Source organism: Sulfitobacter indolifex, assembly GCF_022788655.1.
GTDB classification, from domain to species: Bacteria; Pseudomonadota; Alphaproteobacteria; order Rhodobacterales; family Rhodobacteraceae; genus Sulfitobacter; species Sulfitobacter indolifex.
The window spans coordinates 2,762,864-2,776,143 of sequence record NZ_CP084951.1 but is presented as its reverse complement, the minus strand read 5'-3'; the positions used below and the strand labels follow the sequence as shown (position 1 = coordinate 2,776,143).

The following is a 13,280-nucleotide window of genomic DNA, read 5'->3' as shown; positions in this document are numbered from 1 at the left end:
CGGCGGCCATGGTCAATGGCCGCTGTGGGCCGAAAAAGTCGTTCCTTATGGCCGGTCAACGCTGCGCAGGCGTGGAGCACGGACCGGGCTTCTGAGCAGGAGAGCGGTCGCAACGCCCGCGAGGGCGCCGAACAGGTGGGCTTCCCAAGACACGCCAGGTTGCCCCGACAGCACGCCCCACAGGAGGAAGCCGTAGAGCGCCCCAATGACGACTGCGGCCCCCAGTGTCACGGGTGAGCGATCCACTAAACCTCGCGCGATCAGGAAGCCGAACCAGCCGAAGATCAACCCCGATGCGCCGACGTGTATTGCCGGGCTACCGAGTATCCAGACGAGGCCACCTCCGAGCACGATTACCATCATGTTCACAGCCAGCAAGGACCGTGTTGCGGTCGCCATCAGCAGTCCCCCCATTACGAGCAGAGGCAGCGTGTTCGCAACAAGGTGGGCGAAACTGCCATGCAGCAGGGACATCGCGACAATCCCGCCCATTCCACTGACGTGTCGCGGGATCAGGCCGAAGGCTGGGTTCAAGCCATAGCCACTGGTCCAATTGACGATTTGAGTCGCCCTCAGCAGAGCGACGAAGGCGGCAAGCGCCGCTGCTCTGCGCAGAAAGGCGTGCATCTGGTTCTGACGTCTCATGAAGCCGATGGTAATCGACGGCTTGGGGGCAACCGTTGTTAAAGACGCCCGGCAGGACAGCCCCACCCGGTCGTCCGGACAGGGGGCTGGATCACGCTAAGAGTTGCTGCTGGAAATAACGGTGCAGGCACACCTTTTCCCGGTATCACAGCCTTAGATTATATCAGTGCTGTTCCAGCGGCAGCCGAGGCGGTTACCGCTCCTCGATCTGCATTGTCAAAGGCGCACCGCCGCCTTGAATCTCGAACAGGCGGTCGATGTTCGGATGCGCACCGGGTCGGTTTTGCGCGTCCTCGGTATGTTCCGCAAAGACTGCTAGTCCGTGTGACGCAGCCTCGGCATTCAGAATCCCGAACGTCGTGAGCAGGTATTGGTAGACGGCCAGGGACCCTTGCTTGCCCGGTTGGTTCTCGATGGACGCGACCACATCCCCTGCGGCATCCAGCAACTCCAATCTTCCGATCCCGTCAATGGATGGCAGGCTCTGAAGGTTCTCCTCGAACGGAGAAACGGGCTGATTCATTGGGCTGTCCTTTCAAGTGTCATTCTGAACCGCCCATACCAAACCAAGGACCGCTAAGCGATGCTCAGAAGCCCGGTCTAGGCTCCACGCCTGCGCAGCATAGGCATCGTTCACGCAGCGAGAGAGGGAGGGCTCTGGCTCCTGCGAATGAATGTTGGGCAGGAAATTCGCCTTCATCGGGACCAGAGTTTGTGAAATTGTTTATTCAAAGGCACCCATCTACTTGCGCGGAAAATTCGGATTGAACGAGCCGCTATCGGAATTTGGGGATGCCAAGTCGGTCGCCAAGCTGAAAGATGTGCAATGAGCAAGATGGGTCAAAGAGAGCTTAAGCACATTCACTGGCTGACCATGGCCCTGTCACTGCCGGAAGAGGGTGTTGCAGGCTACTTTCCGGACGAGCAGTCGCGAATTGAACGCCTCCGCGAGGTTCGGTGGCCGCAAGGTCCGACCTGTGGCCGATGTCGAGGAACCAGCATCACCTGGATTGAAACACGCTCGCGCTTTCAATGCAGAAGTTGTCGGCACCAGTTTTCAGTTACATCAGACACCGCCTTGCACCGCACTCGGCTACCGCTCGGAATGTGGTTTCAGGCCGTCGAATCACTGATCCAATACTACGTGAGCAGTTCTCTACAATATCACATATCTGGGCATGCATTGGCTCAAGAGCTTGGCGTTCAATACGTGGCCGCGCGGCGGATTCGGAAAGTAGTGGTTGCCGATATTGACAGAGGCGGACGGAATTTTCTGGGTGCTGCTGTATGTATCCGGGCATCGAGTTTACCGCCAAGGATAGCTGCATACAGCTACGACCATTTGCGGTGGTTGGTTGAGTTGCAACTATCCGGTTCACAGCGCGACAGCTGAGTTAAGCATACACTTTGTCCACGTCTTTGCGCTGCGGCGGGCTATGCATACAAGATATGGTGCCTTATTCTCTCATCGAACGAAGAGCGTTTTTAGACGATGCGCAACCAGCGAAAGGGCTGAATAGGTAATTTCTGAAGTGGAATTCATTTCGTTGAAAAGAAATTTTTCTGCCCGGAAGAACTGATAACGATTTGAAAAATGAAGTGGCGTTTATTTATCTAAATATATGATTCTAAACGAAGATTGACTCCATATTCATGTTGTGAAAACTCGGCCTGCGTTCGGTTGAACCAGGCCCCCCGCCAAAAGGAGGTTGGCAAGAAACCAAAAATGAAAAAGCGCGCACCAATGGATGGCGCGCGCTGAAAGTTGGGGCCACGACTGCCCTCATATCTCTTGTCAACTTAGAGGTCGAAAACGACCCCGGCAAGTGCGGTCAATGCCTTGAATGAAACCATCAACCCCCGGAGCCATCGTTTCCGGGACTGGAACCGCTATGTCTTTGCCTGAAGGTCACGACCCAACACCGCGTAGAACAGCTAAATTGCCCGCGCTAGTGGTCGATCCAATCTATGGGGTCCTGCCGTTTGACGGGGCACTCAATCCTTTGACACGGAGCAATACCGCGCATCGTGTGTCGATGGCATTTGCCACACCAGCAACAGGCAGCCAGCGTAAAGTCTATCATTTTGCGAGTGAGGCAGAATCTGCTGTTGCTCTTGTGGCGCTTATGTCCCCTGGATTTCATGGCATAGAGGTTCAACTGCCAGCATTCCAATACCGGATCCCTGGGCAGAAGAAGGCAAGAAACCATTTCTTTGATATTCGGATTACATTCGAAGATGGTTTTAAGCGCGCGATTTACGTCAAAAACACCTCTCAATTGAAAACGCGTAAGATCCAAGACGAGATCAACGCCATCTTTGACTGGATTCCATGTGACTTTGCGGATGAGGCGTTCGCAGTGAACGGAGATGATTTCACACGTGCATATCGCGACAATTTGCGTCGGGCGTGGCACCTGTATCAACGTCCGGACCCTGAAGCAGACAACTATGTAGAAGCTGTCGCCAGGAACACTAGCTTTTGGCTTCTCCAAGATCTGATCGCCAGCAGCGATCTGCCTCCAGCGAAAAGCTGGCAGTGTGCCATGAGGCTCATCGCCCGTGGAGTGCTTGGGGCAAATTGGCACGCGGTCATCAACATCTATTCTCGGGTGTGGTTGAACGCATGACACACAAGCCCCTCTACAAAGTTTCTATCGGAGCTCGCCTTATTCTCGAGGGCCGCCGTTGGGAGGTCATGGGTGAGGAACCGGAAGGGTATGCTGTTGAGGGGCTCGACGATGGTGAATGCACAACGATAACTTCTAAACGAATTTCTGATGCTATTCGCGCGAGAGACTGTGAGATCATTTCGCCGTCTCAGTTGGAATCTGAGAAGCGGCTTTCCGACTTTACAGGTGGATATACGCGGGTGGCACAGCTCCCTGCCAAGGAGCAGGTCGATGTTAGGAAACGCCTGATCCTGGTTCTCGCAATCGAGCGTCTGGAGGCAGAAGGGCACAAGATTACACAGAGGTTTCTTGGTCGGGCAGACATAAGGAAGCGCCTAAAAAAGCTTGGGGATGAAATCGGCGGTAAAAAGGGGATGTTCACCGCACGCCGGACAGGAAAGACTGAGGCAAATTTTGAAATTCTGAGCGGGCGGACACTGCAGAAATACCTTAAGCTTTACCGGGAGTATGGTGAAAATCCGGTAGCTTTGATGCACCGGGAGAACCTCAAGGGGCCTCAGGGGGAAGCCCGTAAGAAATTGAATACGTTCCAAGAGCGTTTCATCGACTATGTTATAACCCACTTTCTTAATGAGACCAAAGTGAAGCTGGCTCCGTTGTTCGATTTGGCGAAAACCCAATTCCTTCCGGCTGTAGAGGGCATTGCACAAGGATTTGAATTTCCGTCCATCACAACAATCCGCACTCGCCTCAAAGCGGTCTCTGCCACCATCAAGACACTTGGTCGTGAGGGAAAACGGCAGGGGCCAAACCTTAGAGGAGCAGGATCCACTGATATTCGAGCTTTGATGTTCGGGGAGAGGACCGAGGTTGATCAGGTATTGTTGTCGATCTTTACTGATAAATCTGGTCAGCTGCGTTGTCGGACGATGAGCCGCTCGGAAGCTGCGAAGAAATCTGATGAGCTTGATCCAGACGAAATTCAAAGGTCGTGGCTCCACCTTACATCTGATGTTGCTTCAGGCATGCCACTCGGTTGGGTTCTTTCGGAAACAGCCGATGCCGACCACAGTATGGCTTTGTTTCGCATGGCAACGCGGGACAAAACTCCTGAGAAGGTTCGCTATGGGTGCGAACGCGAACCTGCTCCTGCAGTGGGATTGATGATCAGTTCGGCAGACAACGGGACGGCAACACGCAACGGGAAAATCAAGGCTGGGGAGCTTGGCGTCGATATGACCGCAATCGATGGACGCACCTATCACGCCACTGATAAACCGTATGTTGAGAGCAAGTTTGGCACATTGCAATGGCAGGTGTTGAACTTCCTGCCAGGCTACGCTGGAAGCAAGCCTGGTGAATTGCCAGGATATGATCCGAAAGGCAGCGCCAAACTGACCCATGAACAGCTTTTTGGCATCATCACGCGCTATTTCGTGGATGAGTATCCTTTTGCAGAAAGTCGAGGAACAGGGATGTTCAAGGCAACGCGTTATCAAAAGATGGAAGAGATTTTTGAAACTTACGGACCCATTGAACCGCCCAGTCAGGAAGATCGACGTGTTCACCTTGGTGTGAGCCGGACTGTCTCTGTGACGTCAGAAGGGGTGAAAGTCTTTAACCTCCCCTACAACTCCACGGAATTGCAGCAATATGCTGACAAGGCAGCGGATAAGAAGGTCACGGTCCATCTTGATCCTGATGATATTCGGAAAGTAACCATTACCATCGAGGGCACCACCAAGACTCTGCACGCAAGACTGACTATGACGGCGCTCAATGACCTGACGCTTAATGAGGCAATTGAGTTGATGACGGCCGCTATTGCAGCGAATCCTGTCAAGCGGCAGCTCCATGAGGATCATCTTTGGAAGGCAAGAGAGCGGCGGGCGAAGGAAGCGGGCTTCTTCTCGTCACCACTGGTGCCCGACAGCTATTTGGGCGTCGAGGCACTGCAAAAAGCAGCTGATGCTCTGTTGGCGGTGGAGTTCGTCCCATCAGGGCCGTCAGCGCCAACCGTTCCGCCCAGTGGCATCATGGACCGCAGGGAGCACCCGGCCATCCACAAAGTGACCGGTCCGCCATCCCCCGCTCAGCAGTCTGCACCTGCGGATGCAGCATCTGCCGCCAAGCCGGCAACATTCGCACCAATCAAGGTAAGCAAACTGTGAATCCGTTTATCATTCCCGAAATCAGAGATACTGCTGCGCATTTCTCCCGGCAACACTACCAATTTGAACGAAGCAATAAGCTCCAAACGGCTTTGGCCGAGATTTTCAGCCGCCATCTAGGCAACCTACAAGGCGGCGGGCGTTTTGAAGCAGAAGGCCTTCTTGTCACAGGCAAATCGGGTTCCGGGAAAAGCACCGAAGTTGGGCATCTCGTCACGAAGTTCAACGATAGTAAGGCCATGTTGCCTTCCGGTGTGCCGGCTCGCATCGCCAGTTGCCTTTTGGACGGCAAATCGGGGTGGAAGGGCCTCGGAAGAAAGACCGCCAAGGCCCTCGAATACCATATCGCCGATTCTTCCCGATCCACCCAGGATCGGATTTGGGAGAAAGTGATAATTCAGGCTAAATTTCAGGGTGTTGTGGGAATTCACTATGATGAGGTTCAGCATATCTTCCGCAAAAAACCTGAAGCAGATGTCATTGCGACCATAGACTCCTTTAAGAGCCTTATTAAAAATCAGGATTGGCCTTTGATGCTGATTTTCACAGGTGTCGACGAGCTCGGAGGCTATATCCAAAGTGAGCCGCAGTTATTTGATTTGATGACTAAGTTTCATTTTGATGACATCGCCCTTCCCGATGATCTTCAGACCATACATGAAATTGTCGGCAGCTATGCGATCAACGGAAAGGTCCCAGTCTCACCAGATTTGGCGGGGGAAGATTTCTATCAGCGGCTCTCATCCGCTGCAGCATTCCGTTGGGGGTTGCTGATTAGGATTACCTTGGATGCAATCGGATCAGCTTGTGTGAAGCGAGCGACTTCGCTTGACCGGGAACATTTCATTGATGCCTGGGTCAACAAAACCCAAATGCCTCGTTTCGTGACCCCGTTCACGCATGACAGTTATGAAACCATGTTTCGTCGCGACAACCCGTTCCTGAAGTCTATCGATAGCTATCAAAACGAGAGATAAAGGATTTGCGATAGGAACAGGTTCACATATTAGGGGTTACGAGATCACCGATATCAATTTTTTGATCCAATTAATTGGGTCCTAGTTTCAGCTGTTTGCGTTGACGCAGTGGAGTAATATGGAAAACTATAAGGGCATACCAGTTAATCGAGTGGGTTGATGACGCGGTGAAGGAAATCCTGAGTGCGTTCATGCTTTGGATTGCGGAGCAAATCTTTAGCCGGTCCTTCTTCGACGATAACGCCTGATTCTAGAAAGAGAACCCGGTCAGCAACCTCTCTTGCGAACCCCATTTCATGGGTTACGACGATCATAGTCATCCCTTCGTTTGCCAGATCGCGCATAACCGCGAGAACCTCACCTACAAGTTCAGGATCCAAGGCTGAAGTAGGTTCGTCGAACAAAATTGCGTCTGGTCGCATGGCCAAGGCGCGGGCAATGGCCACGCGTTGCTGTTGGCCACCAGACAAATTTTGTGGATAGGCATCTAACTTGTCTCCTAGTCCGACTTTTGTCAGGAGTTCAACTGCCAATTTGCGAGATTTTTCTTTGCTCTCTCGTTTAACTTGAACGGGGCCCTCAGTTACATTGGCTAGAACTGTCCGGTGCGGAAATAGGTTAAAACGTTGAAATACCATTGATAAGTGCGTTCGAATGCCCGCTATACTTCTGTCGGACGGATCTACCGTTACTCCATCAAACGAAATAACGCCGCTGTCATAACTTTCTAGCCCATTGATGCACCGCAAGATGGTGGATTTCCCTGATCCCGACGGTCCGATAATACAGACGACCTCGCCCTTTTTTACTTCGAAATTTACACCTTTGATGACCTCTAGGGCCCCATAGGACTTCCGGATATTGTCAACTAAAATCATATCTTTGAATATCTCTTTTCAAGGTTTCGGGTAAGGTATGTAAGGGGCAGGGCCATTCCCAAATACATTATGGCCACAAGTGTATACACGGTAATGTTGTCGAAAGTAGAAGAAGCAATAAGTTGTCCCTGTCGTGTCAATTCGGCAACCGTAATGGTAGAAACCAGAGATGAATCCTTCAAAAGCATGATTATTGTATTTCCGAAGGGTGGTAAAACTATCCGGATAGCTTGCGGAAGGATAACGCGACGCATAATCATGCGGTCCGTCATGCCGATTGAGTATGCTGCCTCTATCTGCCCTTTGTCGATGGCTTCGATTCCAGCGCGGAAGTTCTCCGCCTGATATGCTGAATAGGCTAGGCCGAGTCCTATTATACCAGCCTGCAATGCGGTGAGGTTTATGCCTAATTCGGGCAATACAAAGTAAATGTAGAACAGTTGCACGATAATCGGGATGCCGCGAATTATTGTAATAAAACTACGGCTGATCACCCTGAGTGTTCGGAACTTTGACCAGAGCATCATCGCCCAAATCAATCCGAGCATGGTGCTTAGAACCATAGCGGCCAACGTCGTCACCAGCGTGAGGGTAACGCCTTCTAGTAGCAGAGGGAAGTATTGCACCGATTTTTCTAGGAAGTGATTCATCTAGTTTTCTCCGATTTGGGCAGGCAAAAAAATACCTGCCCATTGCGTTATTATAGACCCCACTTGACCAAGATTTTGTCTAGCTCTCCGTTCTCGCGAATGCTCTTCAATCCATTATTTATCTTCCCCAGAAGTTCTGTGTCATCTTTGCGGACTGCGATGGCTACATTGCCTGGTGCTAGCGCTTCGTATTCCTGCACAAGGCGCACTTCTGAGGTTCCTTTCGCAAGTTGATAGGCCACAATTGGATAGTCACCGAAGCCTGCGTCAATGCGTCCCAAGGCTACATCCCGCATAATGTCTGCGATGCTGTCATACACTTTAATGTCGTCAAAACGACCGCTCGCCTCTAATGCGTCTTTATATGATGTGCCAACCTGCACACCGACAGTTAGGCCCTCCATATCCTTCACGGATGAGTAAGCAGTTTCATTGTCGGATTTAACGAATAGACCTTCGCCGTAAGAATAGACAGTTTCGCTGAAAGAGACGACTTCGGCACGTTCGGGTGTTGCATACATCGCAGCTGCGATTATGCTTATCTTCCCCCCTGTAAGTGACGGGATAAGCGCTGACCATTGTGTCGCGTTAATCTCTACGTCAAAGCCTTCCTCTTCAGCAATAGCCTTCATTATGTCGACCATGATGCCGTCAATCTGGTTTGTTTCAACGTTTAGGAAGGTAAACGGAACGCCTGTAGGTGTTGAGCCTACTTTAAGGTCTTGAGCCATGGCAGGTTCCATGGCGGCGGCTGATAGGCCCACGGCTAAGGCTATAACGCGCAAATTTTTCAGGCTGGTTATGAAGTTCATGTTACAATTCTCCCTGTTTTTCTCTTTATACTAGACATCTGAGGATCATCAGTAAATTAATATTGAAAATCTGGTCTAATTATTTCACTGTGAACGAAGTGCGATGAGATTGTCAATCATGTGTTAGGAAGTAAATTTTTCATGGAAAACGAACCCGCGAAGCCGGACCGCGCTGAGGCAGAGTCCGACAACACACTGGGTCGCCGACTCAGGCAGCGTCGCAAAGTGCGCAACATGTCACTTAAGGATATCGCGGCGAAAGCGCAGGTTTCAGTAGGCCTCATTAGCCAGGTGGAGCGTGGCATTTCGATGCCGTCCGTCAAAACGCTGAGTGCGATTTGTAACGCTTTAGAAATGCCCGTGTCATGGCTGTTCGATGGAGGTGGTAGGCAGCCTGGTCAAGTTGTTGTTCGTCGGCATCAGCGGCGCTTTCTGGACCTAGGTAGCAAGGGGATGATTAAGGAATTGATGACCCCTGACAGTTGTTCAGGAATTCAAATGATGCGCCTCGTAATACGGCCAGGCGGATCAAGTGGAGAAAAGCCCTACAATCATGGTTCTGGCGCAAAGTGCGGGACCGTTGTCTCCGGTTTATTGGCCCTCGAAGTTAACGGCGTTGTCCACAAAGTAGAAGCCGGCGATTCATTTGCTTTCGACGCAACAGAACATATCCGGTTTTGGGCTCTAGGGGATGTTGAGGCAGACCTCTTCTGGGTTGTGGCGCCAGCAGTTTATTAAGAGGAAGACTTTAGTATGATAAAAAATGACTTACCGAGTATCTCGAATTCTGTTTGGTCGGCCACTTCTAAGGAGCCGCCGGTTTGCAGTGTGTTTGCAGGGCAACATGAGGCCGACGTTGCTATCATTGGCGGCGGTTTTACGGGCTTAACTGCCGCACTGCACCTAGCGAAGTCCGGCAGTAATGTAGTGGTGCTTGAAGCAGAGACACCTGGTTGGGGAGCCTCTGGTCGCAATGGCGGGCAAATTAATCCTGGCTTGAAAGACGACCCAGATGCGGTCGAGGCATTCTTTGGCCCGGTCTTCGGTAAACGCGCAGTTGAGACATCGGCCTCCGCAGCTGACCTGGTAGCGAACTTGATACGGGAGAATGACATCGAGTGCGGGCTTTCTCGACCTGGCTGGATACAACCGATTCATAATGTTAGTGCCAAAGCGGGGGTAGAAGAACGGGTGCGCCAATGGGTGAAACGAGGAGCGCCGCTGCATATGCTCTCTAGAGCGGAAACTGCGGACCTGCTTGGCACCGATGCTTATATCGGTTCGATGATTGATGAACGTGGTGGACAATTGCACCCACTTAACTACGCGATTGGTCTAGCATCAGCTGCAATTAGGCATGGCGCTAGCATTCATGCGCAAAGCCGAGTGCTAAATGTGGAGAAAGATGGGAGGCGACATGTCCTGCATACTTCAGAGGGCAGCCTTCACGCCCGTCGTGTGCTGATTTGCACGAACGGATATACGGATCAAGTTTCTGCAAGGTTAAAGCGAACAATCGTTCCCATCCGCTCGATCCAAATTGCTACAGATCCGCTAAGCGAAGGTCTTCGCAGAGAGATTCTTCCCAAAGGTCATTCAGCGTCAGACAGCAGAAGGCTTTTGCTATATTTTCGGTTTGATGAAGATGGGCGTTTTTTGATGGGGGGAAGGGGCGATTACTCGGAGAAAGGACTGGCTCGACAGTTTGCCGCCCTGAAAAGTATCACCCGACAAATCTATCCTCAGCTTAGTGAAGCAGAATTCAGATACCACTGGGGTGGATTTGTTGCCATGACAGCGGACCATTATCCGCATTTAGCAAGTCACGGGGAGGGAGTCATGTCTGCGGTTGGCTACAACGGGCGAGGCGTAGCAATGGCCACTGCCCTGGGTAAAGTGCTGGCGGATTGGGCGTCTGGCACTAAAGAAAGAGATCTAGGATTTCCTGTCAGCAAATTAAAGCCGATCCCGTTTCATTTCTTACGCAAGCCGGCGGTTGCGGCCACAATTGCTTGGTCTCATTTGCGTGATAGGTGGAGCTAAATGCCGCGAGCGTGAGGTTTTCCTTCTAACTCACATGGAATGGTAGCAATCGTTTGTCTGGCGATCCTATTGGGCATGGGGGGGCGATGATGAACACGCTCCTGCCGCATGAACACTTCAGAACAGGGCGCGAGGGGCCAGCAGCGGCGTCGCTCCGCCGGGTTTGGCTTTTCATCATTGCGATCACGATCCACAATTTTCCGGAGGGATTGGCAGTGGGCGTCGGATTTGGCGCACATGGTTTGGAGGGAGATCTGCCACTGGCGCTTAGCATCGGCCTACAAAACGCGCCCGAAGGTCTGGCCGTCGCAGTTGCGCTTTTGGGTGAAGGCTATGCGAAGGGCCGAGCATGGGGAATTGCCGCACTTACAGGGCTGGTCGAGCCGGTCGGCGGATTGCTTGGCGCGGGCATTGTTGCACTGTCAGAGCCGTTGCTGCCCTGGGGGCTGGCATTTGCCGCCGGTGCCATGCTGTTCGTCATCAGCCACGAGATTATCCCCGAGACCTATCGTAATGGACATCAGAACAAAGCGACATTGGGCTTAGCGGTCGGGCCGGTCATCATGCTATTTTTGGATGTTTGGCTGGGATAAGGAAAACTTCAAAGCGCGCGTGGAGCTACAGTAGCTGTAGGTCTTATGTGCCTATTTGCCGGAAAACCAGAATGGGTGCGGAGATGGCAGACAGCAGTAGGGCACAGCAAGAGTAGAACGCCACAGGCACGGATTGCGCTGCCTGCGCCGCCAAGGTGCGCGGATATTGAGGTGGCACTGATGTCCGAACTGCGGCTCACGCTGGATGAGGGTGAGACGTCGCATAAGCGCATCAAGAAAGCCGTGCGCGGTATCAGTTTGTGCATTTCTCCGAAGGGAACGAAGGCAAAGAGGCCGAAGGATGGTATCACCATGCCGGGGGATGCGGTGATCGGTGGGACCATGACCGCACCTCAGTCCGTCCCCCCTATCTGTCAGCGGAAGTTTCCACGACCTCGGACAGCAGGTTACCCGACCCATCTTCCCAACCATCTTCCTCAATTAGGAAGTCCATATCCAATTGTTCCGCTGAAAGTGGAGTGTAAGACAGAAAAATTATTATGGCGGCAGCATACTTCATCATCTTGATATCCTCCTATGGAGATTGGGAGTATACTAGAGTTCCAACCCGTTCCCTACAGCAACGCTGGCAGACGGGGCTTGGTGGGGGGGGGAGGTCGCCCGCCCATTCCAAATGGGGGGCAGAGAGGGCGATAAGGGAGCGATAGTAATGAGAAAGGCCATATGGCTGATTGTAGGTGTCGTCGGATTGGGAGGCGCAATGGCCTCCTGCTCCAATAGCCAACGTCTCCTTTGCTTTAACCCAACCGGTTATTGTGGGGGCAGTAGCACGCCAGACCCCGATCGCATCGGAGGTCCTGCTTGGTTTCTCTGGCAGTCCAGCGCCGAGGAAAGATTGGCCTATTACCGTAAGGAATGCGCGACCGGTAGTTTGCCGATGGCATCCAATGATGTGACCACATGTGCCCTAGAGCGGATAAAATCTCAGGCTCATTCAAATTGCGTTCAGTATTATCTGCCTCCAACCAGACCTAAGGATGCAGCAGAGGAAGCGCAGCGAGACAGACATTTTGAAAGTTGTAAGTGGGAAGTTTTGAGGCAGCACGGATTGTAGAAAACAATTGTGAAACACTACCTCAATTGTCCAAACTGGCGTTTTGATTGCACGATGTGGGATCGGCTACCAAAAGAGCCGCTTGGCTTGGCTCCCTCGTCGTCATCTACGAGGGGGGATTAGGCGGCGAGGCGTCTCAAACAAAAATGAGATCATGTTCAGCGACAGCCTTGAAGCTATCGCTGTGCGTTCCGGAATCCAAGCTGCCGTTGCACCATGCATCAAGGTAGCGGCGCACAGACATGTGTCCCTCAAGCCCGCCCTCCAGCATGCTTCTCAGAGGGGAGTTTCCCGCAAAATGAGGGCCCCTGTGGATGCCTCTTAACCAACGCCTTCCTTGCGCTTCGTCCTCAAACAAGAAGGTAAGAGCTCTGTAGATTCCGATTATCGCTGCAATGCGTAAAAGGGTATCAGGTGAAAGCGCGATCGGCCGGTAGTGGTTCGCTTTCATCAACCATCTATAATAGGTGGACCTGCTCGGGTTGCCTAATACGATGATACGTTCCGCCAAACTTAAGCCAACTCGATCTGCGATTTTCTGAAAGACCCGGAGGCCCGGGCCGCTAGTTCTTGTGCGGTCATCCCGCGATATCGTGCGAACTTTAGACGGTAGTGAATCGGCATCTCTAGGGAATTCTATGCTTCGCACTTCGAACCTCCTTAAACTTAGCCTAACAGCGCCATGACCTTACTACGAGGCCATGGTTGAAGTGATTTATAGCACATGGGTGAGAGATACTGTGGAGAGAAATTGGGTTTCTGCATGTGAAGCAGGTTTATCTTGCTGAATTTCCTAGTCTCAA

General features: G+C 52.1%; 12 protein-coding genes and 1 pseudogene. 7 read left to right on the top strand and 6 right to left on the bottom strand.

The features are described 5' to 3' along the window. Positions 1-45: 45 nt before the first annotated feature. Together DSM14862_RS13625 and DSM14862_RS13620 are read right to left on the bottom strand one after the other, a co-directional pair. Positions 46-645, bottom strand: coding sequence for a rhomboid family intramembrane serine protease (locus DSM14862_RS13625; RefSeq protein WP_243254275.1), 600 nt, complete (start codon positions 643-645; stop codon positions 46-48). Positions 646-838: 193 nt separating this feature from the next. Beyond that, the gene (locus DSM14862_RS13620) at positions 839-1,168 is read right to left on the bottom strand and encodes a DUF2322 family protein (RefSeq protein WP_007117847.1); all 330 of its coding nucleotides are present in this window, start codon (positions 1,166-1,168) and stop codon (positions 839-841) included. A gap of 303 nt (positions 1,169-1,471) precedes the next feature. Here DSM14862_RS13620 and DSM14862_RS21940 point away from each other — a divergent pair, with 303 nt between their 5' ends. From DSM14862_RS21940 to DSM14862_RS13605, 4 genes are all read left to right on the top strand, one after another. Beyond that, positions 1,472-2,038 carry a transposase gene (locus tag DSM14862_RS21940; protein ID WP_040700243.1) on the top strand — a complete coding sequence of 189 codons (567 nt, stop codon included), beginning with the start codon at positions 1,472-1,474 and terminating at the stop codon, positions 2,036-2,038. 499 nt (positions 2,039-2,537) lie between these two features. Continuing rightward, complete coding sequence (locus DSM14862_RS13615) at positions 2,538-3,275, top strand: hypothetical protein (RefSeq protein WP_040700241.1); 738 nt, start codon at positions 2,538-2,540, stop codon at positions 3,273-3,275. Beyond that, positions 3,272-5,449, top strand: a complete 2,178-nt coding sequence (locus DSM14862_RS13610) for a Mu transposase C-terminal domain-containing protein (protein ID WP_007117844.1) — start codon at positions 3,272-3,274, stop codon at positions 5,447-5,449. Before DSM14862_RS13615 ends, DSM14862_RS13610 begins: the two co-directional genes overlap by 4 nt. Next, positions 5,446-6,426: a hypothetical protein gene (locus tag DSM14862_RS13605; RefSeq protein WP_007117843.1), complete on the top strand. Its 981-nt coding sequence runs from the start codon at positions 5,446-5,448 to the stop codon at positions 6,424-6,426. The genes DSM14862_RS13610 and DSM14862_RS13605 overlap by 4 nt, the downstream gene beginning before the upstream one ends. Before the next feature lie 143 nt (positions 6,427-6,569). On the opposite strand, the gene DSM14862_RS13600 is transcribed toward DSM14862_RS13605, so the two are convergent. From DSM14862_RS13600 to DSM14862_RS13590, 3 genes are read right to left on the bottom strand one after another with little or no spacing between them, the layout of a single operon-like run. Next, positions 6,570-7,304 (bottom strand): amino acid ABC transporter ATP-binding protein, encoded by a 735-nt coding sequence (locus DSM14862_RS13600; protein ID WP_007117842.1) that lies wholly within the window; start codon positions 7,302-7,304, stop codon positions 6,570-6,572. After that, a complete protein-coding gene (locus tag DSM14862_RS13595; protein ID WP_007117841.1) occupies positions 7,301-7,954 on the bottom strand; it encodes an amino acid ABC transporter permease in 654 nt (217 codons plus the stop codon). The genes DSM14862_RS13600 and DSM14862_RS13595 overlap by 4 nt, the downstream gene beginning before the upstream one ends. Before the next feature lie 50 nt (positions 7,955-8,004). After that, a complete protein-coding gene (locus DSM14862_RS13590) occupies positions 8,005-8,766 on the bottom strand; it encodes an ABC transporter substrate-binding protein (RefSeq protein WP_007117840.1) in 762 nt (253 codons plus the stop codon). Between the two features lie 141 nt (positions 8,767-8,907). On the opposite strand from DSM14862_RS13590, the gene DSM14862_RS13585 reads away from it, so the two are divergent. The 3 genes and pseudogenes from DSM14862_RS13585 to DSM14862_RS13575 form a co-directional block, all read left to right on the top strand. After that, a complete protein-coding gene (locus DSM14862_RS13585) occupies positions 8,908-9,504 on the top strand; it encodes a helix-turn-helix domain-containing protein (protein ID WP_007117839.1) in 597 nt (198 codons plus the stop codon). 15 nt (positions 9,505-9,519) lie between these two features. After that, positions 9,520-10,809, top strand: a complete 1,290-nt coding sequence (locus tag DSM14862_RS13580) for an NAD(P)/FAD-dependent oxidoreductase (protein ID WP_007117838.1) — start codon at positions 9,520-9,522, stop codon at positions 10,807-10,809. Positions 10,810-10,854: 45 nt separating this feature from the next. Then, a pseudogene (locus DSM14862_RS13575) lies at positions 10,855-11,402 on the top strand (ZIP family metal transporter); the annotation flags it as partial. A gap of 1,211 nt (positions 11,403-12,613) precedes the next feature. Here the strand turns inward: DSM14862_RS13575 and DSM14862_RS21935 are convergent. Then, entirely contained in the window at positions 12,614-12,928 is a 315-nt protein-coding gene (locus DSM14862_RS21935) for an antitoxin Xre/MbcA/ParS toxin-binding domain-containing protein (RefSeq protein ID WP_113075652.1), read from the bottom strand. Positions 12,929-13,280: the final 352 nt, after the last annotated feature.

Excerpts from the sequence above, each read along its gene's own strand:
- DSM14862_RS13625 (WP_243254275.1), bottom strand. The coding sequence starts at position 645 with ATGAGACGTCAGAACCAGATGCACGCCTTTCTGCGCAGAGCAGCGGCG.
- DSM14862_RS13620 (WP_007117847.1), bottom strand. The coding sequence starts at position 1,168 with ATGAATCAGCCCGTTTCTCCGTTCGAGGAGAACCTTCAGAGCCTGCCA.
- DSM14862_RS21940 (WP_040700243.1), top strand. The coding sequence starts at position 1,472 with ATGAGCAAGATGGGTCAAAGAGAGCTTAAGCACATTCACTGGCTGACC.
- DSM14862_RS13615 (WP_040700241.1), top strand. The coding sequence starts at position 2,538 with ATGTCTTTGCCTGAAGGTCACGACCCAACACCGCGTAGAACAGCTAAA.
- DSM14862_RS13610 (WP_007117844.1), top strand. The coding sequence starts at position 3,272 with ATGACACACAAGCCCCTCTACAAAGTTTCTATCGGAGCTCGCCTTATT.
- DSM14862_RS13600 (WP_007117842.1), bottom strand. The coding sequence starts at position 7,304 with ATGATTTTAGTTGACAATATCCGGAAGTCCTATGGGGCCCTAGAGGTC.
- DSM14862_RS13595 (WP_007117841.1), bottom strand. The coding sequence starts at position 7,954 with ATGAATCACTTCCTAGAAAAATCGGTGCAATACTTCCCTCTGCTACTA.
- DSM14862_RS13590 (WP_007117840.1), bottom strand. The coding sequence starts at position 8,766 with ATGAACTTCATAACCAGCCTGAAAAATTTGCGCGTTATAGCCTTAGCC.
- DSM14862_RS13585 (WP_007117839.1), top strand. The coding sequence starts at position 8,908 with ATGGAAAACGAACCCGCGAAGCCGGACCGCGCTGAGGCAGAGTCCGAC.
- DSM14862_RS13580 (WP_007117838.1), top strand. The coding sequence starts at position 9,520 with ATGATAAAAAATGACTTACCGAGTATCTCGAATTCTGTTTGGTCGGCC.
- DSM14862_RS21935 (WP_113075652.1), bottom strand. The coding sequence starts at position 12,928 with ATGAAAGCGAACCACTACCGGCCGATCGCGCTTTCACCTGATACCCTT.